At 44.6% G+C, this 19958-nt stretch carries 27 protein-coding genes and 1 tRNA gene; 10 read left to right on the top strand and 18 right to left on the bottom strand.

Translation table 11 applies throughout. The features are described from left to right. Window positions 1-10 precede the first annotated feature (10 nt). The 6 genes from E1963_RS11670 to E1963_RS11645 form a co-directional block, all read right to left on the bottom strand. The gene (locus E1963_RS11670; protein WP_132278165.1) at window positions 11-1321 is read right to left on the bottom strand and encodes a S41 family peptidase; all 1311 of its coding nucleotides are present in this window, start codon (window positions 1319-1321) and stop codon (window positions 11-13) included. Window positions 1322-1347: 26 nt separating this feature from the next. Continuing rightward, window positions 1348-2166 (bottom strand): BtrH N-terminal domain-containing protein, encoded by an 819-nt coding sequence (locus E1963_RS11665; protein ID WP_132278163.1) that lies wholly within the window; start codon window positions 2164-2166, stop codon window positions 1348-1350. Beyond that, window positions 2141-2977 carry a MerR family transcriptional regulator gene (locus E1963_RS11660; RefSeq protein ID WP_132278161.1) on the bottom strand — a complete coding sequence of 279 codons (837 nt, stop codon included), beginning with the start codon at window positions 2975-2977 and terminating at the stop codon, window positions 2141-2143. Before E1963_RS11660 ends, E1963_RS11665 begins: the two co-directional genes overlap by 26 nt. 79 nt (window positions 2978-3056) lie before the next feature. Next, a complete protein-coding gene (locus tag E1963_RS11655; RefSeq protein ID WP_132278159.1) occupies window positions 3057-3827 on the bottom strand; it encodes a lactate/malate family dehydrogenase in 771 nt (256 codons plus the stop codon). Next, the gene (locus E1963_RS11650) at window positions 3817-4257 is read right to left on the bottom strand and encodes a hypothetical protein (protein WP_243117701.1); all 441 of its coding nucleotides are present in this window, start codon (window positions 4255-4257) and stop codon (window positions 3817-3819) included. The genes E1963_RS11655 and E1963_RS11650 overlap by 11 nt, the downstream gene beginning before the upstream one ends. 142 nt (window positions 4258-4399) lie before the next feature. Further along, window positions 4400-4648, bottom strand: coding sequence for a hypothetical protein (locus tag E1963_RS11645; RefSeq protein ID WP_132278157.1), 249 nt, complete (start codon window positions 4646-4648; stop codon window positions 4400-4402). 370 nt (window positions 4649-5018) lie between these two features. Between E1963_RS11645 and E1963_RS11640 the strand changes: the two genes are divergently transcribed. From E1963_RS11640 to E1963_RS22720, 5 genes are all read left to right on the top strand, one after another. After that, on the top strand, window positions 5019-5348 hold the full coding sequence (locus E1963_RS11640; protein ID WP_132278155.1) for a sporulation initiation factor Spo0A C-terminal domain-containing protein: 330 nt from the start codon (window positions 5019-5021) through the stop codon (window positions 5346-5348). Between the two features lie 7 nt (window positions 5349-5355). Then, window positions 5356-5538, top strand: a complete 183-nt coding sequence (locus E1963_RS11635) for a DUF6774 domain-containing protein (protein ID WP_132278153.1) — start codon at window positions 5356-5358, stop codon at window positions 5536-5538. Window positions 5539-5569: 31 nt separating this feature from the next. Further along, window positions 5570-6034: a TspO/MBR family protein gene (locus tag E1963_RS22725; RefSeq protein ID WP_132278151.1), complete on the top strand. Its 465-nt coding sequence runs from the start codon at window positions 5570-5572 to the stop codon at window positions 6032-6034. Between the two features lie 195 nt (window positions 6035-6229). Beyond that, window positions 6230-7060 (top strand): DUF4352 domain-containing protein, encoded by an 831-nt coding sequence (locus tag E1963_RS11625; RefSeq protein ID WP_132278149.1) that lies wholly within the window; start codon window positions 6230-6232, stop codon window positions 7058-7060. A 152-nt stretch (window positions 7061-7212) separates the two neighbouring features. Further along, the gene (locus tag E1963_RS22720) at window positions 7213-7449 is read left to right on the top strand and encodes a hypothetical protein (RefSeq protein WP_243117700.1); all 237 of its coding nucleotides are present in this window, start codon (window positions 7213-7215) and stop codon (window positions 7447-7449) included. A 264-nt stretch (window positions 7450-7713) separates the two neighbouring features. Here the strand turns inward: E1963_RS22720 and E1963_RS11615 are convergent, their stop codons facing one another. The 3 genes from E1963_RS11615 to E1963_RS11605 all read right to left on the bottom strand — a co-directional run bounded on the left by E1963_RS11615 (window position 7714) and on the right by E1963_RS11605 (window position 9007). Next, the gene (locus tag E1963_RS11615) at window positions 7714-7929 is read right to left on the bottom strand and encodes a hypothetical protein (protein WP_145964180.1); all 216 of its coding nucleotides are present in this window, start codon (window positions 7927-7929) and stop codon (window positions 7714-7716) included. A 44-nt stretch (window positions 7930-7973) separates the two neighbouring features. Then, entirely contained in the window at window positions 7974-8501 is a 528-nt protein-coding gene (locus E1963_RS11610) for an NAD-dependent epimerase/dehydratase family protein (RefSeq protein WP_167482184.1), read from the bottom strand. 233 nt (window positions 8502-8734) lie between these two features. After that, a complete protein-coding gene (locus E1963_RS11605; RefSeq protein ID WP_243117699.1) occupies window positions 8735-9007 on the bottom strand; it encodes a tyrosine-type recombinase/integrase in 273 nt (90 codons plus the stop codon). A 1017-nt stretch (window positions 9008-10024) separates the two neighbouring features. Here E1963_RS11605 and E1963_RS11600 point away from each other — a divergent pair. Then, window positions 10025-10336 (top strand): hypothetical protein, encoded by a 312-nt coding sequence (locus E1963_RS11600; protein WP_132278141.1) that lies wholly within the window; start codon window positions 10025-10027, stop codon window positions 10334-10336. Window positions 10337-10420: 84 nt separating this feature from the next. Here the strand turns inward: E1963_RS11600 and E1963_RS11595 are convergent, their stop codons facing one another. The 5 genes from E1963_RS11595 to E1963_RS11575 all read right to left on the bottom strand — a co-directional run bounded on the left by E1963_RS11595 (window position 10421) and on the right by E1963_RS11575 (window position 12757). Continuing rightward, window positions 10421-11305 carry a peptidoglycan recognition protein family protein gene (locus tag E1963_RS11595; RefSeq protein ID WP_132278139.1) on the bottom strand — a complete coding sequence of 295 codons (885 nt, stop codon included), beginning with the start codon at window positions 11303-11305 and terminating at the stop codon, window positions 10421-10423. A gap of 138 nt (window positions 11306-11443) precedes the next feature. Continuing rightward, window positions 11444-11842 carry a type II toxin-antitoxin system HicB family antitoxin gene (locus E1963_RS11590; RefSeq protein WP_132278137.1) on the bottom strand — a complete coding sequence of 133 codons (399 nt, stop codon included), beginning with the start codon at window positions 11840-11842 and terminating at the stop codon, window positions 11444-11446. Between the two features lie 28 nt (window positions 11843-11870). Continuing rightward, window positions 11871-12059, bottom strand: a complete 189-nt coding sequence (locus E1963_RS11585) for a type II toxin-antitoxin system HicA family toxin (RefSeq protein WP_132278135.1) — start codon at window positions 12057-12059, stop codon at window positions 11871-11873. Window positions 12060-12161: 102 nt separating this feature from the next. Next, window positions 12162-12455, bottom strand: a complete 294-nt coding sequence (locus tag E1963_RS11580; RefSeq protein WP_132278133.1) for a phage holin family protein — start codon at window positions 12453-12455, stop codon at window positions 12162-12164. Between the two features lie 11 nt (window positions 12456-12466). Further along, on the bottom strand, window positions 12467-12757 hold the full coding sequence (locus tag E1963_RS11575; protein WP_243117698.1) for a CTP synthase: 291 nt from the start codon (window positions 12755-12757) through the stop codon (window positions 12467-12469). A 122-nt stretch (window positions 12758-12879) separates the two neighbouring features. On the opposite strand from E1963_RS11575, the gene E1963_RS19735 reads away from it, so the two are divergent. Together E1963_RS19735 and E1963_RS11565 are read left to right on the top strand one after the other, a co-directional pair. After that, window positions 12880-13173: a hypothetical protein gene (locus E1963_RS19735; RefSeq protein ID WP_167482183.1), complete on the top strand. Its 294-nt coding sequence runs from the start codon at window positions 12880-12882 to the stop codon at window positions 13171-13173. 196 nt (window positions 13174-13369) lie between these two features. Then, the gene (locus E1963_RS11565; protein WP_167482182.1) at window positions 13370-14449 is read left to right on the top strand and encodes a site-specific integrase; all 1080 of its coding nucleotides are present in this window, start codon (window positions 13370-13372) and stop codon (window positions 14447-14449) included. Between the two features lie 29 nt (window positions 14450-14478). On the opposite strand, the gene E1963_RS11560 is transcribed toward E1963_RS11565, so the two are convergent. Further along, window positions 14479-14553: transfer RNA gene (locus tag E1963_RS11560), tRNA-Pro, on the bottom strand. Between the two features lie 217 nt (window positions 14554-14770). Between E1963_RS11560 and dapB the strand changes: the two genes are divergently transcribed. Then, window positions 14771-15568 carry a 4-hydroxy-tetrahydrodipicolinate reductase gene (dapB, locus tag E1963_RS11555; RefSeq protein WP_132278127.1) on the top strand — a complete coding sequence of 266 codons (798 nt, stop codon included), beginning with the start codon at window positions 14771-14773 and terminating at the stop codon, window positions 15566-15568. A gap of 94 nt (window positions 15569-15662) precedes the next feature. After that, entirely contained in the window at window positions 15663-15977 is a 315-nt protein-coding gene (locus E1963_RS11550) for a YbjQ family protein (protein ID WP_132278125.1), read from the top strand. Window positions 15978-16066: 89 nt separating this feature from the next. Here the strand turns inward: E1963_RS11550 and E1963_RS11545 are convergent, their stop codons facing one another. The 3 genes from E1963_RS11545 to E1963_RS11535 all read right to left on the bottom strand — a co-directional run bounded on the left by E1963_RS11545 (window position 16067) and on the right by E1963_RS11535 (window position 19841). Beyond that, entirely contained in the window at window positions 16067-16666 is a 600-nt protein-coding gene (locus E1963_RS11545; RefSeq protein WP_132278123.1) for a nucleotidyl transferase family protein, read from the bottom strand. A gap of 93 nt (window positions 16667-16759) precedes the next feature. After that, entirely contained in the window at window positions 16760-18340 is a 1581-nt protein-coding gene (locus E1963_RS11540) for a DEAD/DEAH box helicase (protein ID WP_132278121.1), read from the bottom strand. Window positions 18341-18566: 226 nt separating this feature from the next. Then, entirely contained in the window at window positions 18567-19841 is a 1275-nt protein-coding gene (locus E1963_RS11535) for a [Fe-Fe] hydrogenase large subunit C-terminal domain-containing protein (RefSeq protein ID WP_132278119.1), read from the bottom strand. Window positions 19842-19958: the final 117 nt, after the last annotated feature.

Here is a 19958-nt window from a genome sequence, read left to right as displayed (position 1 = left end):
AGTACATCCTCTACTGTCCTGCCAGCCTGTACACCTCCTCCAAAGCACTGCCGGCCTCCACCGGATAATCCGGTTTTAAAGGCTCTGCGTCTTTACCAGGGTCAGGCCTGTGAAAATATTTGTATGATACCGTGAACAGCAGCTTGGCATTTGGCGTCTGGAACTGCACCAGGTCGCCATATATAGACGGCATTCCTCCTGACACGCTCCCTACTACGTATCCCAGATTATTGTCCGTGACTGCCATGGCAAAATCAGTAGCCGCACTGAAGGTACCGGAAGAAGTAAGTGCGTATACGTTTCCGTCAAAAACAAGTCCCTCTTCCTGTTGGTTATATATCAGCTCTTTTTCGTCTGTCAGAAGAAACGGTCCGTATCTGACATCTATATCACCGAAAATATAATATTCATCTATATCGATGTAGCGCAGGAATTCATTGATTACATAGGAACTGCCCCCTCCGTTATATCTCAGGTCAACTGCAATGCTGCCAATCTGCTTTTCCTTTACAGCTTTGAAAAACTCTTTCAAAGTATCTATGTACTCATCGTTATAGTTACATTCCTTCAAGGTCAGTACCGCCACATTCTTCTCCTCATCGATTTCAAAGCTGACGAATGAATCATTGTTACGGGCCGAGAGGTCTGTTTCCTCTAAACGGAGCGTTTCTTTCACTTCTCCATTCGGTGTGTCCATTACGATATCTACATCCGTATCCGCTTCGACGCCCAGAAACTTCAGGTAGTCCTTCCTGTCTATGTGGTTCGCATACAAGACAGAGGCAAATCCCTCAAGTTCATACGAAGACTGACGGAGAAAGGTTCTGTACAACTCTTCTTCGCTGATGCCCCCTATCGATAGTATTCGGTATCCGTCATACTTACTGCCATCACATGTAAGGCTGCCTCCGTCTCTTTTGCACCGGAACGGAAGCCGGGGTACCGCACCAGGATAATAAGGCATTACCGAGGTATGTCCGTCATTCATAAGGGCCATGATCCTGGCTGTGGACTGCCACAGGTTCAGTACGCTGACGCTGCTGCCCATTGCCTCCTTCTCCTTATCCCCCTGCGTCTTCACCACATCCGGCAGACCATCCATACATGCAGGATGCCGTGATTCTATGTGATTCAGCACATAGTCAATATCAGCGACTGCCTGCTCCTTTGTCAGCATCGCGTCTACAGGAAGGGAGGCCTTTGCTTCTTCTACTTCTCCCCGGTGCGGATCTGCCCATAGCTGATAGGCTATACAAAGGAGGAGGATTACTGTGAAGATAGCAAAAAACAGTATCCCCATAAACTTTCTTTTGTTTTTCATATTCCCTCCCCCCCTGCCCTTTAGTTTTAGGACAGGCACGTACTGTTGATGGCTTTTTCAAGCGATAGATACAGTGTTTTTTCTATATCATAGATGTACCGGATGGAGCGTGACAGTTTCTTTAGGAGCGCCGTGTCGCCCGCTAGAGAAAGCTGCCAGAGGCCGTCTGCTATACTATCCCACAATTCAGAGGCACGGATGAACTCCTGGCCTAATGAGGCAATCGTATCATCTTCTAATATATGCGCAGCCTCCGTCAGAAAGTGGCCGTACATGCTACGGAAGATTCCACCGCCTGTTCCGCCTGATTCGTTAATCTGAAAATAGTTTACCATTCCCGCCTGCCGCAGTTTCGCGGAATCAAATTTTTCCCACTTTAATATTTCTTTTGAAAACTTCATGATTCCGTTTATTCCAAGAAGCTGTGCGGGAGGATTCAACATCGTCCGGCATGTCTCTTCTACCGCATGTCCTCCAAAATGGCTGTCCTTGTCCATGCCCAAGTAGCTCATATAAGGCATATCTACATAGATCAAGACCGGATTTCCAGTATCTATCATGTGCTTTGATACGGCACTGATACGGTCATAATCTTTGCCGGACCGGCATCCAGTCTTAATGTTCAGACGTTCCGCCAGCTTTTTCTCAAACTCGAATACTTTCGTCCTTCCATTTATCATAGGGGATGAGGACTGGTTTATGTACAAAAATGAAAGGCCCGAAGCAAGCCCGAACATCATCTCCTCTGACATCGCGTATCCATAATAGGTGAAGATTTGCTTCAGTGAATTCGTGATGCAGTGTTTTCCTCCCTGTGTCTTAAAGTTCTTTACAATCTGTTCCATTCTCTTGCTCCTTATCAAATTGTAAGGGCAGGATAATCTCTGTAATATAATCGGCAGGATTGCCCTGAAATATGATACCCGGACTCTTGACATATATTTCTCTTGACGGGCTAAGCAGCTGGAGGCCTTGTCTGTTCGCATATTCGAATACTGCTCTGTATCCCAGATATAATGTATCGTAACTGCCATGGTGCACTGTTTTTAATGCTGTAATTCCAGGCAGCGTTCTAATTGAGACTGCGGTATCGGCAAATCTTTTCTTCACGGGCACACATACTTCAATGTCCGCGGTCTCCATGCAGGCCTCGTCATAATAGCAGTTAAAGTGATTACCATGCTTGTTATGGCCCACTGCTTTATAAAGCTGCCGGACATATTTCCCAGTGTCACTGTATCTTCCCGTAAACCGGACAGAAGCCACAAGCTCCTCCTCAATAACTGCCGTATCGATTCTATATTCATTATACTCCTGTCTGTCCTTCTGGGGAATGATATTCTTGCTGATTCTTCGTATGAGCTCCTTCTCCCTGGCAATATTGCTTTCAATAAGCTTAACCTTCTCCTGAAGTATACATGCCAGCTCCTCCTCGCTTTCAACCGTACCGGCTATCTCTCGGATCTCCATTACAGAGAATTCCAGCGAACGCAAAAAGCTGATAAGTCTGGCCTTTTCTACGTCTGCGTCGCTATAGTACCGGTACTGGTTCTCTTCATTTCTGTAGGAGGGCTTTAAGATTCCCTCCTCATCATAATAGCGCAATGCCTTTACTGTTAATCCTGATATTTTAGAAAACTGGCCGATTCTGTACATCTCTGCCCTCCTATCTTATCTTAAACCATCCTCCGCACAGGAAGGTCAAGCATGTACTCGTCTGAATCAGACGGGTCTTCTAGACGAACTTTTCCCGGATAATCTTCCTCAGCATATCACAGCTAGCCTGGAATCGTTCTGCCTCTTGTTCTGTCATCTCCATCTCCGGCAGCGGTCTGGCGCCATTCTTCGACACGATACACGGGATGCTGGCAAAGCAGCCGTCCTGCCCATAATACCCTTCTGGATTGACGGAACAGGGGAGAACCCTGTTTTCATCCCCGCAGATTGCCTTGATTAGTTCCGTGGCTGCCATTCCAATGCCGAATTCCGTACTTCCCTTGCTGAGTGCAATCATGCAGGCAGCCTCTATCGTATCCCGCTCAATCTCTTGCATCTGCTCCCTCGTCAGCTGTCCGTCCAAATTTGCGCCGCCTGCTTTCACCTGGGCACCAATCTTGCGGTCGAGGTAGTATGCAGCCAGATCACATGGATTCGTAAGCACTGCTGCGATACCGGAGAACTTATTCTTCTGTATTTCAGGTATTATCCTGTCTATGACCGCTATAGAGCCATCTAGTTCTTTCAGGCGGTCTTCATCACATATCCTTCCGCTGGCTGTGATAACCAGTACCTCTGCATCTTTCAAATCACGATAGCTTCCACTTCGTATCTTACACTGTTTGGGCAGATAGGCCGCCATATCGGCCAGATCTCTGGTTTCTCCGTATTCCTTCTCATTATTATAATCAATCCCTACCACTTCATCTGCAATCCCCCTGAGTGCGAGCATCTGCATCACATGGGCACCTAAATGCCCCAGTCCTACTACAACGACTTTACCTTTCATATCCGACCCTTCCTTCTGGGACAGAATAAGGAATCTGTACGTTATAATTGCTGCCCCCTGATGGAATCAAACTAATCTGCTGTGAGATGTAATCCACCTTTATCAGCTCTTTCATGTTATCATTCAGTATCTTACCCTGCCTGGCATCTAATGCATAACCCTCGACCGTGGTATCAAGATTATCGGCAATGTTTACCGGCCCCGGTTCTCCTTTATCTCCCTTTGGTCCCTGGATTCCCTGTGGACCGGCCGGACCAGTTGCCGGCACCTGCGTGTCGGACTCTCTTATGAACCAGTTGCCATTGGCACCGATGTGTGGCGTAATGCCATCATCACCTCTTGCTTTTACTCCTGTGTCATAGTTGTTGATAAACCAGTTCCAATTCTCACCGATGTAGATTTCCGGTATAAAGCTTGTGTTTTCTTCCATTTTTGTGTCCTACTTAATATTTGATAGTGTTATCCTACCAATAAGGATGGGGACAGGGTTTCTTTTACAGATTCTTTCCAGACCCTCTCAAGCTGTTCTATCAACATTGGATTTCTGTCCTTGACTTTAAAAATATCCATATTTACTCCTTCCTGATAAAAAATGACTGCAGCGATTTCTCTATTCCGAGATTTTCGTAGAATCCTTCTGCTTCAGGCTGAGCCCCGAAAAACAGGGATGTAGGGGAAATATCTGCGGCTCGTGACATCAGTTCTCTGCCAATGGCCTCCTGCATCCGCTTAGCATCATACGAGCCAGGCCATATTTGATTAGCCATTTCAATAAAGACATCTGAATCCAGTTCTTTATCATCATTTATATAATGAATCATGATACCCTCCCTTCACAATTCTTGCATTTGAACCGCTTTATTTTCTTATGTGAATTTTATTTTACTCTAAGTTCTAATACAGAATCTGTCAAGTGATTCCGGTATTCTCATACGGTACTTAAAGCCATCTATGCTCTGTTTCTCTGCGGCGGCCTACAGCCATCCGGTCAGATCTGGCCTGCGATGTTAGTTCTTCATTTTGCTTTGGCGTATCAATCTGTCCTTATATGTAGTAACATTTCTGTTATCATCTTTTTTAGACTTTTTTACATTATTTTAATCCATTAAAATCTGTTTAGTTCCACAATTCTCTTTTTCACGGCTAAATGCTTACAATATAGCCGTAAGGTCGTGAGGAGGGGGCACCACCATGGACAAACAACAAAGAGCTTTATTATTAAAGCTCGGGATACGTTCTACACTGAAAGGGTTTCACTTTCTGCTGTATGCACTACATCTGTGCATGTCAAATACCGAGTACCTGCTGTCTATCTACAAGACGCTGTATATCGATGTAGCGACACATTTCAGTACCTCAAGGGATAACGTAGAGCATTGTATCCGCACTGCTATTTCAACCTGCTGGTATAAAGGTAACCGGGAACTTCTAATCAGCATTACCGGCTACGAGTTAAAGCAGAAACCAGCAAACGGAGAATTCATAGACATTCTCTACAACTACTTGTATCAGGAAGGGTAGCCCGCTTATGCGGGCTTTTTTCCATTCTGCCCCTATCTACATCTGTCAGCTGCTCCACGTCATCATTAATTCCGCATATGCCTGTCAGATTTCGGAGTGCCTGCCGGAAGATGAGATTGCTGTACTCTCTGCCGATTTGACGACTCTTGCTGATATGCTGGCAAGCATACTTGCCAGGAAAGCTGCATAAGATTTAAGTAAAGCAAGGAAAATGTGATGATATGAATGAAAAAAGTAGAAGCCCATTAATAATATCTATTCTTATCCCTCTTGCAGTGGGGTCATTATCTTCTTTGTTGAGCAGGAGCATGACAACGTATTCTTCTATCAACAGACCTGATTTCAGCCCCCCGTCATATGTCTTCCCGATTGTTTGGACGATTCTGTACGTCTTAATGGGAATATCATCGTACATAATTTATGACTCAGATAGCCCGGCTAAAGGCAGAGCATTGAAGATATATATGCTTCAATTATTCTTTAACTTTTGCTGGAGCATTATTTTCTTCCGGTTTAACCTTTACTTATTCGCTTTGATATGGCTTGTAGTATTAATTGCCCTTATATGCTTGATGATTAAGGAATTCTATAAGATAAGCCCCCTGGCAGCATATCTGCAGATACCCTATCTATTATGGTGTGTGTTTGCCGCCCTGCTAAATTTCTTTATATATAAAATGAATTGATAGAATACTGTGAACCGGCTAAGCATCCCTTAGCTGGTTCTTTCTATATAATTACAAAAATCATTTGCATGATTATGCAAAGTTATATTTACTTTTATTACGGAGCATTGTAAAATCTAAACAAGAAGGAATTCGATGGCTGCGAAGCCTGAATACGTTCCTCCTAGCTAAAACAAAGGAAGAGAGGAAAAAGTTATGAAAAAGAAAATTTTAGCTGCTTTATTGGCAGCAACTATGGCGCTTTCACTAGCCGCCTGTGGTGGCGAAAGCTCTGAAACAAAGGAAAAATCCAAACCAAAGGAGAAAGAGTATATTGATGAAGAGCAGATTTCTGATGTATTCACTGATCCTGAAAAATACAAAGGAAAGTACGTCAAATTAAATGCTCAGATTTTTAACGGTCCTGATACTGAAGATGGTATTGCTGCGTATCAAGCTTATTATGATATCGTAAACTATAGCAAGGACTTTATTTTTGGATTGGAAGACAGCTCATTCGCGGTTAATGATTATGTTGCTATTGATGGGGAAATCACCGATACATTCGAAGGGGAAAACCTCATGGGCGGCACGATAACCTGCCCGGTTATAAAAGCAGATTCTGTAACAAAATTAACTTATATAGAGGCGGTCGCCCCAACGACCAAGGAACTCGTTTCATCTGTATCTGCGGAGCAAAACGGGCTTGCAGTATCTGTTGATAAAGTAGAATTCTCTGACATAGAAACAAGAGTTTATATGACAGTAACTAATAGTGGGACTGAAAATGCCAGCTTTGGACGATATGATATCCGAATCATCCAAGATGGCAAGCAAATTCAGCAAGACACCAACAGCACGTCTCCCTATGACGGCGGTTATGAGGAATTAGGATATGATGTTACACCTGGCGCGTCTACTTCCGGTATTCTCGTATTCCCGGTTATCGACCAGGCGAAAGATTTTCAAGTGGTTGTTCCAAACGTATACAGCGATGATTATAACTTGAAGTTCACAGACTTTTCTTTAGATATTAAAGTCCAATAATACAAACCGCTCCATTTCCGAGACGGTTCTACACTATACCGTGCAGATGCATCGATATTACCAATTTTGCAACTTGAGAAAGTTATTGTAGTGGGACCAAAGGGAAAGATGGGAAACGGGAGTATATTGGACAAGACTTGGGGCAGGCCGCAATGGTTGGATATGACCTTGGTGTCCCTGTCGTAGATGACCTGGCAGCTGTCATTGACGATTGCGACGTAAGCATCGATTTTTCCACGAAAGAGATGGCGATGGATGTTCTAAAACTAGCTATAGAACATAAGAGGTCTCTCCAAGGGAAAAGGGAACCATTGGTTATCACTCGCTTCGTGCAGGTAAATCCCAAGCAGCCACACTGTCTTCTTCGGAGTCATGGGAGAGCGTCTTGAAATCACTCACCATTCTTATAACTGGAAATAATTGGATATTCCATTTAAGAGGAGTCATTGCTCTGCTTTTCAAGCACATAGAATCTGCATTCTACAAAAGGTTTTCATGATATAGGAAACAAGTTTTCTATATCATGAATCGAAATGAATCCCATTTGCAAGATTCTCCGCCTGCGGCGGGATGCAGCAGCGACATGATTCCTCTTTTCTGTAGCAGGTTTCTGCCTAAAGGGCTTCTTATATCATAGAAGCACTCTCCTATGATTAGTCCGCCTTCATTTCTTTCATTTCAACCTTATTGTTTATAAAGTTCATACATGATTCAACAGATTCAGCAATTGCCTTGTTGATATCATCTTCTGTCACACCAAGGAAATCACTCCCCTCGGCTTGGTCAATATATGCTTTATCGTATTGCACGTCAGCTAATTTTACTGCATCCATTCCACTTTCTAAATCTTTACTTTTCTGTTTTGCCATCAGCTTTTCGCTTTCCACAACACACCGCTGCCTAGGAACGTAAATCAATTTCTGGCTGGCTGTGTTCCGAAAATATACGGCAGCTCCAACACCGACACATTAAAATTCTCATCTGTATATTCCATAGCTGCATTCTCCTGATCAATCCGGCTTCGGATATAAGGGTGCCAACGTGTCAATTCTTTTTCCGGCCATTTCTTAGCTAAGTAAGCAAGATAGGAGCCACAGATGACGGAGTGCTTCACACCGCATTCCTTTGCAATCTTAAGCAGCTTACGTATCGGGTACACATTGTGCTTTTTATACAATTCGTAGACTGGAGGAGTGCTTATCACACGTTCGTCTATTCCTGCGGCAAAGATAAACCCGTCATACCCCTGAAATTTCTTTCTTAGTTCTTCTTCTGTCATTTCCAAATAATTCCCTTGTTCAACCTTCATTTCTTGAGGCATTCCTCCATCGGATGGGGGGATGGCGCGTGCAATCGTCGTTACTTCATGACCTCTTGCAATCAATTCTTTTGCCGCTTCACTCCCCAACAATCCAGTTCCACCAATCATAAATATCTTCATATGCATGCCTTCTTTTATCAATAATTCAAAAATAACATCTCAGAAATGTACTTGACAAGAAATATATCTATATTGTTAGTTTATTAGCAAAAAATGTACACTCGCAGTTAAACAATCCTCCATTATCAACCAACAATTCAGCTTTTCCATAAAAAGGTACAACAAAAACACCCGATGCCTGCCGGATGTATTTTTTATCTATCTTGACGCGTATTAAGCATTCGCTACATTTACTATTCGCTTAAATACTTTTGGTGATGATACTTCACGCCTGCTTGATCTACCGTACAATAGCGTATCGTTGTCTCAGGTTTTGCATGTCCTGCCATGAGCATGGCTTCCTGCAGCGGCATTCCTCTGTTGATTGCATTTGTCAATGATGTTCTTCTAAACCTGTGCGGATGCGCTTTCTGTACTCCTGCACATTTCCCGGTTCGACGCATGATATCTTCAATCTCTGTCTTTGTAAGTCTCTCATACAGGGCCTTTATAGATACAAACAACACCAGGTTATCATCCGTACAGCTTTAAAATACTCCTTCATATAAAGTTTGGTCTTGTCCTGCTGTAACACGCCCTGACATTTTTAAGCGTTTGATTCGCCACTCGCAATTCTTGTTTCTCCTGTAAAATTTCGCATCCCTCGAAAACTACATGTAATACATTTTTCACTTCCTGTAACTGCCTCTCCTCAAGATACGCTGCATTCTGCATAGAATCTCTACAACTTTCTGCTCCATCTGCGTTACTCCTTTTTGCTTTATTGTAACAGGTGCATGAGGGAGTGATGGATTAAATAGCAAATTATTAGATTATCAAGTGAAACAAGAAGAAGCTGTTTCCAAATGAAAATTCTGATGTTGTATATAACTTGGAACGAGATGGTAGTGTTGCAGATTTTACTAATGCAAGAAATACGCTTATTGTTTTTAATAGAACACATAAAACCATTCAGCTGTGGTGTCGTTCTGGGGGTACTCTTCTTTCGCTTACAATCTAGTAGTTGTTGCTCTCGTTGCTGCTGTTTCTGTTTATTATAAAAATACACCAGGTTGAAATTTAACCAATAAAAAGCTTATATTACGTCACATTGCTTAAAATACCAAGGAGCATAGAAAAAGGCATAACTCCTGCATTTAGAAGTTATGCCCTACTGAATCGGGGTAACAGGATTCGAACCTGAAAGGCTTGTTTTTAATTTTTCCCAAAAACCCGCCGTCCCTTGTAAACAGAGGGATTGCGGGTTTTCTGCATGCAGAACATATTTTCGGTTTATGCCGTAAAATATGCAGTTATGCAACACGATGCAACACGAAATGCAACACGAATATGCTTTGAAACCATTGCACCCAAAAGCTTTTCTTAAACTATTATTACCACTTATATAGTAGCATACTTATTGGTAAATAACGTTTAATATATTTACAGACAAACTATCGCCGTATACAGACATTTGCGTACTTTTTTCAATAAAGTGTGTATGATAAAATTAATAACTATATAATAGGAAGGGAGAGAAGTATATGAAAAATAATGATGTTACAATTAACAAGAGGGACTCCAAAATAGGAAAAAGAATTGCAGCTATTCTTTGTGCATTTGCGGTAATGTTTACCTTAGGATTCCAGGCAATACCAGCCGATGCAGCATCCTGCTCTCATATCCCCTGCAACCATGTAAAGACTTATACATATACACATACGAACCCTTTCAAGGGTTACCAGTGTGTTATGTATCAGGAAACACACTATAAGTGTGCATGCTGCGGAAAAATAATCAAGTACAACGTTGAGCCTGCAAGATTTTACAGAACTCATACTCATGGAGTTAATTAAAACTTGTACTAAACAAAATCCCTGCATGTAAATAAATAAAAGCCCCGGAGCGTAAAAACTTCGGGGCTTTTATTGTATCTATTATTAAGATAATCCGAGTAGCTTGCTCCATGTCTTCGGCCTGACGATACCGTCTGCCACAAGATTGTGTGCCCTCTGGAATGCCTTGATGGCTGCCTGTGTCTTAACTCCGTTTATTCCGTCCACGGCTCCGCAATTATATCCAAGCGTGTTAAGACGCTCCTGGAGGAGTGCCGTAATATTGCCCCGGCTTGTCCGGCCTAGCTGCGGGCATCCGGCCAGCGTGTTGGGGCCTGCGATTCCGTCCACGGTCTGGTGACTGAATCCCTGCGCATTGCACTCAGTCTGTAATCTTCTTACCCAAGCGTTTCCCCCTGTTGCCGGTGGCTTTGATGGTTTCGACGGGGCTGGTGCAGTATTTGTTGGTGGCGTGTAGGACCCGCCGCTTAACAGCTTGTTCACCTGTTCGGCAATCCACAGAAACTTTCCTTCCAGGTATGCACCCGGGCAATCTGTGTTTGCGAACCATTTATGCATTGTCAGATTCCCCGATGTATTTCCCGTGTAATTCAGCTTCTTTATACCGTTTCTCTGGCAGATGTCGGCGCATAGTTCAACGAGCTTTTTCATGGCCGCATCCGAAGAATGCCATCCGTTTCCAATCGCATCGTCTGCAACCTCTATCGTTACTGCCTGGCTGTCATTAGCTCGGCTGGAGCTGCACCACGAGCGGTCTTTCTCTTCCACGTACATTCCAACCCTACCGCTTGAATCTATGCCGTAATTTGAGCTTGCCTGTCGCGAGGACGGCGCGAATACGTTACCGCATGCTTCAACGGATAGGTTCCCTGCCATGTGGTGGATTGTTATCTTCCTTATCTTATCCTGCCGCGGACTCGTCCTGTTTGGAGATATCCGTGTATAGTTAACTAAGCTACTATTGCTCATTTTTCCTTCTCCTTCCATGCAAAAAGAGAGCCCGTAACAAGCTCCCTTTAATTCGTTATTTTGTTAAATATCCTTGATTCCGGCTTTTGTAAATCAAGCCACGAATGAAAGCATATCTTTTTTTCTCCATATGCCTCTCTATGACTTCATGTTTAGCTTCCTGATAAGCGCGTCCTGCAACACTTGCGAAAAATTCACCCCCTCAGAAGTAGCCTCTTCATTCAGCCACTCCGGTATTGTCAATGTTTTTTTAACAGCCTTTGCGCTATGCTTTTTGAGATGCCGCATCATATCGAACTCGACTATCACCAGTATGCCATCGTTATTTTTTATTTCATCGATTGCAGACGGAACTGGTATCACGTCCCCTTCTTCCTTTCGACTTGTCAGGGCAAGCCCCAGGGCGTCTACAGCCATTTCGTATGCTTTTTCCATGTCGTCCCCTTCCGTAAGGCATTCCGGAATATCTGGAAACGACACCCAAAATCCGCCCCCTTCATCTTTATGGAATACTGCCGGGTAAAATAATTTCTTCATGTCAACCACCTCCATACTTCTGACGGGGCTATTTAAGCCCCGCCTGCTTTAATATAGCTTGCTCCAATCCTTTTTTCATCGGCTTGGAGTGATAAGGAACAATTGTCTGTCTGCCAGTTTGTGCATTTCTCATTTTTATGTGCGAACCGTTCTGGCTGACTTCCTCAAACCCGTTTTTCCTGAGATATTTTATCATCTCTCTCGGCGTCATTGGCATCTTATGTATCTCCTTTCCTTATCATGATTATATTATAGCACGTATTAGTACGTGCGTAAACACTTTTGCACGTGTTTATACGTGTTTTTATCAATTGTTATTTTATTCACTTTTTCCAGTCTGCTTGATGATTTGATTTGTATATGTACTCACGCCTGCCACAAGAATCCCTTGTACGACGGCAGTAAAGACAGCAAGGGAAATGTCCTGCGCTGTGGCAAAACTGGATGTAGCTGCTACCCAGATACCACATACAAAAATACCTACGATACCTAATACAAAAGGTATGTACTTGTCCTTAATAAAAGCTGCCTGCTTAAGCCACGTGCCCAAAAAGTACAATGCAATTGCTACGATGATTAGTTCCGGTTTTACATAATTCATAATCTGTTCCATGTTTTTCTCCTTTACTTGTCGATGATGGATTCAAGCAAATCGTCTCGAATCCGTTTCATGTTTTCTATCCCGTTTCCTGTTATCTGGTGATTTAGCATTGCGGCAAGGCACTTCGACTGTTGCTTCTGCATCTCCTCCAATGCTTTCAGACGCTTATAATCCAGGTCGTTATATTCTTCCAGCTTCTCTACTCGTTTTGACATCTTAAATGCCGGCCGCAGCACTTTCCATATAATTGCCCCAGCCCCGCCTATGATGCTTATCCCGCCGCAGATGCCCAATATAGTCTGTATGATTTGCACTCCCCTGTTCCCGCCTTTCTTATGCCTCTGTCCCAAGCAAGGATAATACTACTTCCCGGAGGTTGCTCAGCTCCGGCACCTGCTCCCTTGTATAAGACCCCTCTTTTATGTTCTTGACCCATATGATGGCACACGAATATGGCCCTGTCAGTGTCGACGCGCTAGTAGAGGTATTTGGCGTTTCACCAAAAGCCGCTAACAAACGAATTATCACTATGAATAAAAAATATTGTGTTAGTGCGACTGAAAAAGATAAAGAAATTTGGGAAGCCCAAAAAGAGCGGGTTGCTATTTATTATGGTTGTTTAAAGGATGGGTCTGATTATCGCAGTACCCTAATAGCTTGGGATAATTATAGGCATGAATATGAACGAGCTCAACGAGCAGAAATGTACTCACAAATGCAGTATTACTAAATCTGAAAAACCGCCCCTGGCGGCAACCAGAGACGGCAAGCAAGCATCCCAGTACATGCTGGGCACATATCCGAAGATATGCATATATTCTGAACAAATATATTGTATCATCTTCGGGCAGCCATCGCAAGCGGAACAGCCGTTCCCTGCTGGCTGTTATTCTTTTACTCATTTTTACGAAAGGAAAGGTGATACAATGCCAACAGCCAAAAAACTTCCATCAGGCTCCTGGCGGTGCCAGGTCTATTCCCACACAGAAGATGTCCTGCAGCCAGATGGCTCGGTCAAAAGGAAAAGGATATACAAGTCCTTCACCTGCGACCTACCGGACAAGAAGGGGAAGCGCATCGCCGAGCAGATGGCCGCCGAATGGGCCGCTGAAAAGGAGACCTTCTCAAGATACGACAGGACATTCGGGGAGGCCCTGGACCAGTATATAGAGAACCGTTCGTCCGTGCTGTCGCCGGCAACGATAAGGGAGTATAAGCAGATACGTAAACGGGATGTACAAGGCCTGATGGATAAGAAGATATTGAACATCACCCAGGAAGACGTACAGGAAGAGGTAAATCTAGCTTCCCTTTCACATTCCCCCAAGACGGTACGGAACATACATGGGATAATCTCCGCCGTCATGCGTGCTAACCGCCCCAATTTCGCATTAAACACTCAGCTCCCTAAAGCTGTACGCCCTTCCTTATATATTCCGTCAGACAGCGAAATACAGGCTCTGTTATCTTATGTTTCACAAAAGGATGCGGAGATGGAGAAGGCGGTTCTGCTTGCAGCTTTCGGCCCGATGCGCCGTGGAGAGATCTGCGCGCTCGACAGCGACCATATCGATGGTTGCACGATACATGTGGAATATTCCATGACGCAGAATGAAAAGGGGGATTGGATATTGAAGGCCCCCAAATCTCTGGCCGGGAACCGGCGCATCCAGTTCCCGCAATTTGTGATCGATAAGTTTTCTGGTATAGAAGGCAGAATCGTACATCTGAACCCGACCCAGATCAGCCACCGCTTCCCCCATATCCTGAGTCAGGCCGGGCTTGCGCCTTTCCGTTTCCACGACTTGAGGCATTATTCCGCCAGCATCCAGCATGCATTGGGCGTAAAGGACGCCTATATAATGGAACGGGGCGGTTGGAATAACGATAAGGTCCTCAAAGAGGTCTACAGGCACACCTTGAGTGAAGAATCACAGAAAGCGAACGAGATATCGAACGGACATTTCGAAAAATTATACAACACGAAATGCAACACGAAAAAATAAAACCGACGCAAATACGTCGGTTTAAGTAGTCGGGGTAACAGGATTCGAACCTGCGACCTCACGGCCCCCAGCCGTGCGCTCTAACCAAACTGAGCCATACCCCGTCACTTTTATCATTATACTCGAATCTTGTCGTATTTTGCAACCCTTTCGTCTATTTTTGTACTTCTTTTTTCATTATGCTCATATTCTGAAAAATCAAAACCAAAATCGCAACATATTTCACATATCTATGTTAAAATAAATTTATTACAGCATGCACAATATTATATATGTTTGAACTACTAATGTTCAATAAGGTATGCGAAAGGAGTATGCAATATGAAAGTTATCGTAGTAGGTCCAAGAGGAAAAATGGGGAAATTAATCACGCAGATTGCTGCCGGCCGGGATGATATGGAGCTTGTGGCAGGTGTAGCTCCTAAGGGCAGTGAGTACGTAGGACGTGACCTTGGACAGGTGGCCATGACAGGTTATGATCTGGGGGCACCGGTCGTAGATGACCTGGCATCTGTCATTGATTCCTGTGATGTCATCATAGATTTCTCCACAAAGGAAATGGCTATGGAAGTATTGGATCTTGCCATCGCGCACAAAAAAGCGCTCGTGTGCGGTACAACCGGTTTCAGCGCGGAAGAGATGCAGCGTTTTAAAGATGCTTCCGCCTTCATACCGATGCTTTATGCAGCAAACACTTCAAAGCTTGTCAATGTAATGAATAAGCTTCTGGAAGTGGCGGCTTCTTCCATCGGAGAAGAAGCGGATATTGAAATACTGGAAATGCACGACCAGTGGAAGAAAGATGCACCGAGCGGTACGTCCAAAGAGATGGGGGAGATTATGGCACGTACAATGGGCAAGGAACTGGAAGATATAGCAGTATATGGCCGTCATGGCGTTTCCCCGCGCGAAAACGGGACAATCGGATATCATTCCCTTCGGGCAGGTAACATACCGAGCAGCCACACTGTATTTTTCGGTTTTATGGGGGAGCGTCTCGAAATTACTCATCATTCTTATAACTGGGAATGTTTTGCCCGGGGAGCATGTGACTGTGCTGCTTATCTGGCTGATAAAGAGCCCGGCTTCTACACTATCAGGAATGTCTTGAATCTTTAAATAAAATATTGTCAAATCGCTTGCAATAATGAGGTTCAAGTAGTACAATTGTATTAATTCAATAATACAATTAATATTCCAAGGGGGTAAAACCATGATATTAGTAAACACAGATTATATAACTGGAAAAAAATTTCAGATGATTGGGCTTGTCCGCGGGACTACCATACAGTCGGTACATATGGGCAAGGATATCATGAACAGTTTCAAAACGCTTGTAGGTGGAGAGCTTACTTCCTACACCGATATGATGAACGAGGCCAGAGCTATCGCTACGAAGAGGATGGCTGATGACGCAGAGGCCATGGGCGCAGATGCAATAGTCAATATCCGCTACGCTTCCAGCCAGGTGATGCAGGGGGCGGCAGAGATAATGGCATACGGAACAGCTGTAAAATTCATCGACTAGACTCGTCTTGTTAAAAGGGACACGTTAAATGCAGCTGGGGACGGAGGTATTTGAAAATTCCTCCGTCCCCAGCTGCATTTCATTCATTACTAAATCCTGTCTTTTACAAGGCTCATATCTTTTTCTGCCATGCGTATCAATTCCAACCGCCTGATTCTTAAGTCCAGGTCATGTCCTGTAAGATATTCATAAACGCTTTTCGGTACGAGATGGGCCCATTCCTCATCCGTAGCGATACAGCTCCTTATCCACGATGCTGTAACGCCCGTCTCTTCCGGCCCTCTGCGCCATAATATCTCTATCTCAAGGCCAAGGCTTCTCAATATCTTGTATTTCTCCTTATCCCATTCGTCACAGATTCCCATATAGTATACTGCGTCTTGTGGCGCATACTGCAGTATATACTCGGGCCGGTTGATAGGGAACGGAATAAACTCATATTCTACATCTGGTACATTGAACTCACGGAGTGCACCCCGAATCATCTGGCATCGTTCGTAATAAGTCAGCGGGTTGGCAGATTTTGCGGAACGGTTTTCATCGTTGACCGTTTCTCTCACATAAGTATTATCAGGATTCGTCAGCCCGATGTACAGCTTATTGCAGCGCATTTTCGCCGCAAGAAGATATTCCATATGTTTTAGATGAAATACCTGGAACCTTCCGTTAACAACCCCTGTCGCTACCATATGCCTCTCCCCTTTTTATCTGTATGCGTCCAGCCTTCTACCCACATAGTATACTCTGTTATCCGTTTAAAATACAAGCATTGCACAAGTTTGCTATTTACGGTTTGCAGGTTCCACTTCCACTGCTTTGCCCTTGATCTTCGTATGGTTGACCGAACTTAGGACCTCTTTCGCATACTCTCTCGGAACTTCTACAAATGTGTACTTGTCATACATATCTATCGTACCCACTACCTTGCCCGGCATTCCACTCTCTCCGGCTATCGCTCCCAGAATATCTCCTGGTTTCGCCTTGTGCTTTTTCCCAATATTTATGAAGAGGCGGACCATTCCCGGTTCCTCTGCTCCTGTATCTTCAAAATTCTCCACTTCATTTTCTTCAGCTGTCCCGGTACACATCTTAAGAAGAGCCGCTGCAATGTCCATGCTCGTATAGTCCGTATCATTGATTTCTTCCTGAACGAGCTGGATAAAGGTCCCCAAATCTTCCTGGTCTATGATACGTGAGGCCTCTTCCATTACCTTTTCCATCTTTGTATTGGCCACATCATCAAGAGACGGAACCTTCTGTGCATATATCTTCGTCTTGCAGTAACGCTGGATTTCTCTCAGCTTATATACTTCTTTGCCTGATACAAATGAGAAGGAACGGCCCACACGGCCGGCACGGCCTGTCCTTCCGATACGGTGTACGTAATATTCATCATCCTGCGGGAGATCATAGTTAAATACGGCCTCTACTTCTTCAACATCGATCCCTCTGGCAGCAACATCCGTTGCAACGAGGATATCTGTCTTTCCACTCCTAAATCCCTGCATGACACGGTCACGCTGCGCCTGTTTCAAGTCGCCGTGAAGGCCCGCAGCAAAGTACCCTCTGCCAAGCAGACCATTTACGAGAATGTCCACCTGCTTCTTCGTATTACAGAACACGACCGAAAGCTTTGGATTATAGATATCCAGAAGCCTTGACAGCACTTCCTCTTTATTCTTTGGCTTCACCTCATAATAAAACTGTTCAATGTTAGGAACCGTCAGCTCTTTTTTGGTCACCTTAACAATTTCGGCATGCTTCTGGAATTTTTTCGTAATATCCAGAATCGGTTTCGGCATAGTGGCAGAAAACAGTACCGTCTGGCGCTCCTCCGGAACACCCTCCAGAATCGTCTCAATGTCCTCACGGAATCCCATATTCAGCATCTCGTCTGCCTCATCCAGGACAATCGTGTGCACATGGTCCATTTTCACAGTCTTCCTCCGCATATGGTCCATGACACGGCCCGGCGTCCCTATCATGAGCTGGACACCGCTCTTCAGCGAACGTATCTGCTTCACTATCTCCTGTCCGCCGTAGATCGGAAGCACTTTGATTCCATGCATATAGCCAGCCAGCGTACGAATCTCATCCGCCACCTGGATGGCAAGCTCCCTCGTCGGACAGAGGACAACTGCCTGCAGCTTCTTGCTCTTCGGGTCAATCTTTTCCAGCAGCGGTATGCCGAATGCCGCTGTCTTGCCCGTTCCCGTCTGCGCCTGGCCGATGATATCCCTGCCCTCCCGGACAAGCGGGATAGCCTTAGCCTGAATCGGAGAAGCCTCCTCAAACCCCATTTTCTTCACTGCCTTCATAATCTCAGGGCATAAATCTAATTCTTCAAATCTTACTGTATCCATCTACAATTCCTTTCATTTTCCAAAGGGGTCTGACCCCTTTGGAAATTCTTTAAGTTTTCTGACAATTTACTGGTGCAAGGTCTCTTACTATCATAAAAATACTCTCTACTTGCTAACCAAGTAAAGAGTATTCACAAAGTCCCGAGTGTTATCATAACACATTTGCCTTTTATCTGTCCACACTTTTTTCATACGGCCTTCTGCTTCATATTGCTTTCCAGCATTTTTATTGCATCTGTCTAGCAGCTGTACCGGTGTCTCCTTCCTGTTTTTCAAAATATCGTGTGAGCAGTGTATCGTCTTTTAACAAGTCGTCTACCGTCTCAAATCCGAGTTCTTCCAGCACTTTTCGTACGTAAGGATTCTCAAGCGGTGTTTTAAAAGGTGCTTTCTGACCGTATTCGTCTACGAGCCTTGTCCCTTCTTCCTTGTCTAATACTGCTTTCGGCCCGCCGACACAGCCGCCGATACACCCCATCCCTTCAAAAAAGTTGGCATCTGTCTCTTTGTTTTTAATCCTCTGAATCATAGCCATACATTCCTTCGTTCCATTGGCCTGCTCACTCTGTACTGCAATGCTTCTGTCAGGTCTCAGCTGCTCTACCATCTCAGAGATGGCACGGCTCACACCGCCGGTCCTTGCATAGAGGCGTCCGGCTTTGGAGGCATGTTCTTTCCTGCTGTCTTCCAGTTCTTCCGGATGGATGTCCGCTGCCCGGAAGATATCCATAACTTCCTGGAAGGTAAGCACATGATCCACCGCGTCACAGATGTCCGGTTCTTTTGCTTCTTTCTTTTTAGCAAGACACGGACCTGCAAATACAGTGACTGCATCCGGATGAATCCTCTTTATCATGCGTCCGCAGGCCACCATCGGAGATACCGCTCCAGGTACATGCGGCATCAGCTCATGATATATCTTACGTATCATCGCTATCCACACCGGGCAGCAGCAGCTCGTCAGCTGATAGTCCCCCTGTTTCTTAACGTGCCGGTCAAATTCCAGCGCTTCTTTCAAGGTCAGAATGTCTGCAAAGAGGGCAACCTCTACCATACCGGTGAAACCCAGCGCCTTAAAGGCCTTCCGCAGCTGTCCCGGGGAGATCTCCTCACCGAACTGTCCGAAAAATGCCGGGGCCACCATCATATAGGCAGGGCCTTTTGCTTCTCTCACTGCCTTCATGGCAGGGAGCACATCTCTGCCTGCATTCAGGTGTTTCTCTTCACATGCATCGATACACACGCCACAGCCAGTGCACAGGGAAGGATTGATACTGGCCTTTCCATCTTCCCCAATCTCAATCGCGTCAAATATGCAGCTTTGAAGGCAAGCCCGGTCATACGCACATTCTTTGCACTCCACATCCTGAATCACAGGTGCATACTTCTCAGGATGAAGCAGACAGTCCAGGTGCTTTGGATCATATTCTGCCGGCAAAGGTTCCTCAAGTGTTATCTTTTGTTCAAGAACCGCCTGGTAAAGTTCCTCAAATGTTTTCATATCTACTCCTCTTTCTTATCCGTTGTGGCAGCCATCAAGACAGCCTTTACAGACATTATTGACGAAAAGAGGTCGTTTCATCCATCGGGAGTTATCGCATTCCCCTGCAGCTTTTAT

The organism is Extibacter muris, assembly GCF_004345005.1.
Classification (GTDB): Bacteria; Bacillota; Clostridia; order Lachnospirales; family Lachnospiraceae; genus Extibacter; species Extibacter muris.
This window is presented reverse-complemented; position numbering and strand designations above follow the sequence as displayed.

What these genes read in the sequence shown, in the direction of transcription:
- E1963_RS11655 (WP_132278159.1), bottom strand. Translation starts at nt 3,827, where the DNA reads ATGAAAGGTAAAGTCGTTGTAGTAGGACTGGGGCATTTAGGTGCCCAT.
- E1963_RS22725 (WP_132278151.1), top strand. Translation starts at nt 5,570, where the DNA reads ATGAATGAAAAAAGTAGAAGCCCATTAATAATATCTATTCTTATCCCT.
- E1963_RS11590 (WP_132278137.1), bottom strand. Translation starts at nt 11,842, where the DNA reads ATGAAGAAATTATTTTACCCGGCAGTATTCCATAAAGATGAAGGGGGC.
- E1963_RS11635 (WP_132278153.1), top strand. Translation starts at nt 5,356, where the DNA reads ATGCGGGCTTTTTTCCATTCTGCCCCTATCTACATCTGTCAGCTGCTC.
- E1963_RS11595 (WP_132278139.1), bottom strand. Translation starts at nt 11,305, where the DNA reads ATGAGCAATAGTAGCTTAGTTAACTATACACGGATATCTCCAAACAGG.
- E1963_RS11565 (WP_167482182.1), top strand. Translation starts at nt 13,370, where the DNA reads ATGCCAACAGCCAAAAAACTTCCATCAGGCTCCTGGCGGTGCCAGGTC.
- E1963_RS11600 (WP_132278141.1), top strand. Translation starts at nt 10,025, where the DNA reads ATGAAAAATAATGATGTTACAATTAACAAGAGGGACTCCAAAATAGGA.
- E1963_RS22720 (WP_243117700.1), top strand. Translation starts at nt 7,213, where the DNA reads ATGGTTGGATATGACCTTGGTGTCCCTGTCGTAGATGACCTGGCAGCT.
- E1963_RS11535 (WP_132278119.1), bottom strand. Translation starts at nt 19,841, where the DNA reads ATGAAAACATTTGAGGAACTTTACCAGGCGGTTCTTGAACAAAAGATA.
- E1963_RS11585 (WP_132278135.1), bottom strand. Translation starts at nt 12,059, where the DNA reads ATGCCAATGACGCCGAGAGAGATGATAAAATATCTCAGGAAAAACGGG.
- E1963_RS11645 (WP_132278157.1), bottom strand. Translation starts at nt 4,648, where the DNA reads ATGATTCATTATATAAATGATGATAAAGAACTGGATTCAGATGTCTTT.
- E1963_RS11625 (WP_132278149.1), top strand. Translation starts at nt 6,230, where the DNA reads ATGAAAAAGAAAATTTTAGCTGCTTTATTGGCAGCAACTATGGCGCTT.
- E1963_RS11665 (WP_132278163.1), bottom strand. Translation starts at nt 2,166, where the DNA reads ATGGAACAGATTGTAAAGAACTTTAAGACACAGGGAGGAAAACACTGC.
- E1963_RS11550 (WP_132278125.1), top strand. Translation starts at nt 15,663, where the DNA reads ATGATATTAGTAAACACAGATTATATAACTGGAAAAAAATTTCAGATG.
- dapB (WP_132278127.1), top strand. Translation starts at nt 14,771, where the DNA reads ATGAAAGTTATCGTAGTAGGTCCAAGAGGAAAAATGGGGAAATTAATC.
- E1963_RS11610 (WP_167482184.1), bottom strand. Translation starts at nt 8,501, where the DNA reads ATGAAGATATTTATGATTGGTGGAACTGGATTGTTGGGGAGTGAAGCG.
- E1963_RS11545 (WP_132278123.1), bottom strand. Translation starts at nt 16,666, where the DNA reads ATGGTAGCGACAGGGGTTGTTAACGGAAGGTTCCAGGTATTTCATCTA.
- E1963_RS11540 (WP_132278121.1), bottom strand. Translation starts at nt 18,340, where the DNA reads ATGGATACAGTAAGATTTGAAGAATTAGATTTATGCCCTGAGATTATG.
- E1963_RS11650 (WP_243117701.1), bottom strand. Translation starts at nt 4,257, where the DNA reads ATGGAAGAAAACACAAGCTTTATACCGGAAATCTACATCGGTGAGAAT.
- E1963_RS19735 (WP_167482183.1), top strand. Translation starts at nt 12,880, where the DNA reads ATGATGGCACACGAATATGGCCCTGTCAGTGTCGACGCGCTAGTAGAG.
- E1963_RS11670 (WP_132278165.1), bottom strand. Translation starts at nt 1,321, where the DNA reads ATGAAAAACAAAAGAAAGTTTATGGGGATACTGTTTTTTGCTATCTTC.
- E1963_RS11640 (WP_132278155.1), top strand. Translation starts at nt 5,019, where the DNA reads ATGGACAAACAACAAAGAGCTTTATTATTAAAGCTCGGGATACGTTCT.
- E1963_RS11660 (WP_132278161.1), bottom strand. Translation starts at nt 2,977, where the DNA reads ATGTACAGAATCGGCCAGTTTTCTAAAATATCAGGATTAACAGTAAAG.
- E1963_RS11580 (WP_132278133.1), bottom strand. Translation starts at nt 12,455, where the DNA reads ATGGAACAGATTATGAATTATGTAAAACCGGAACTAATCATCGTAGCA.
- E1963_RS11615 (WP_145964180.1), bottom strand. Translation starts at nt 7,929, where the DNA reads ATGGCAAAACAGAAAAGTAAAGATTTAGAAAGTGGAATGGATGCAGTA.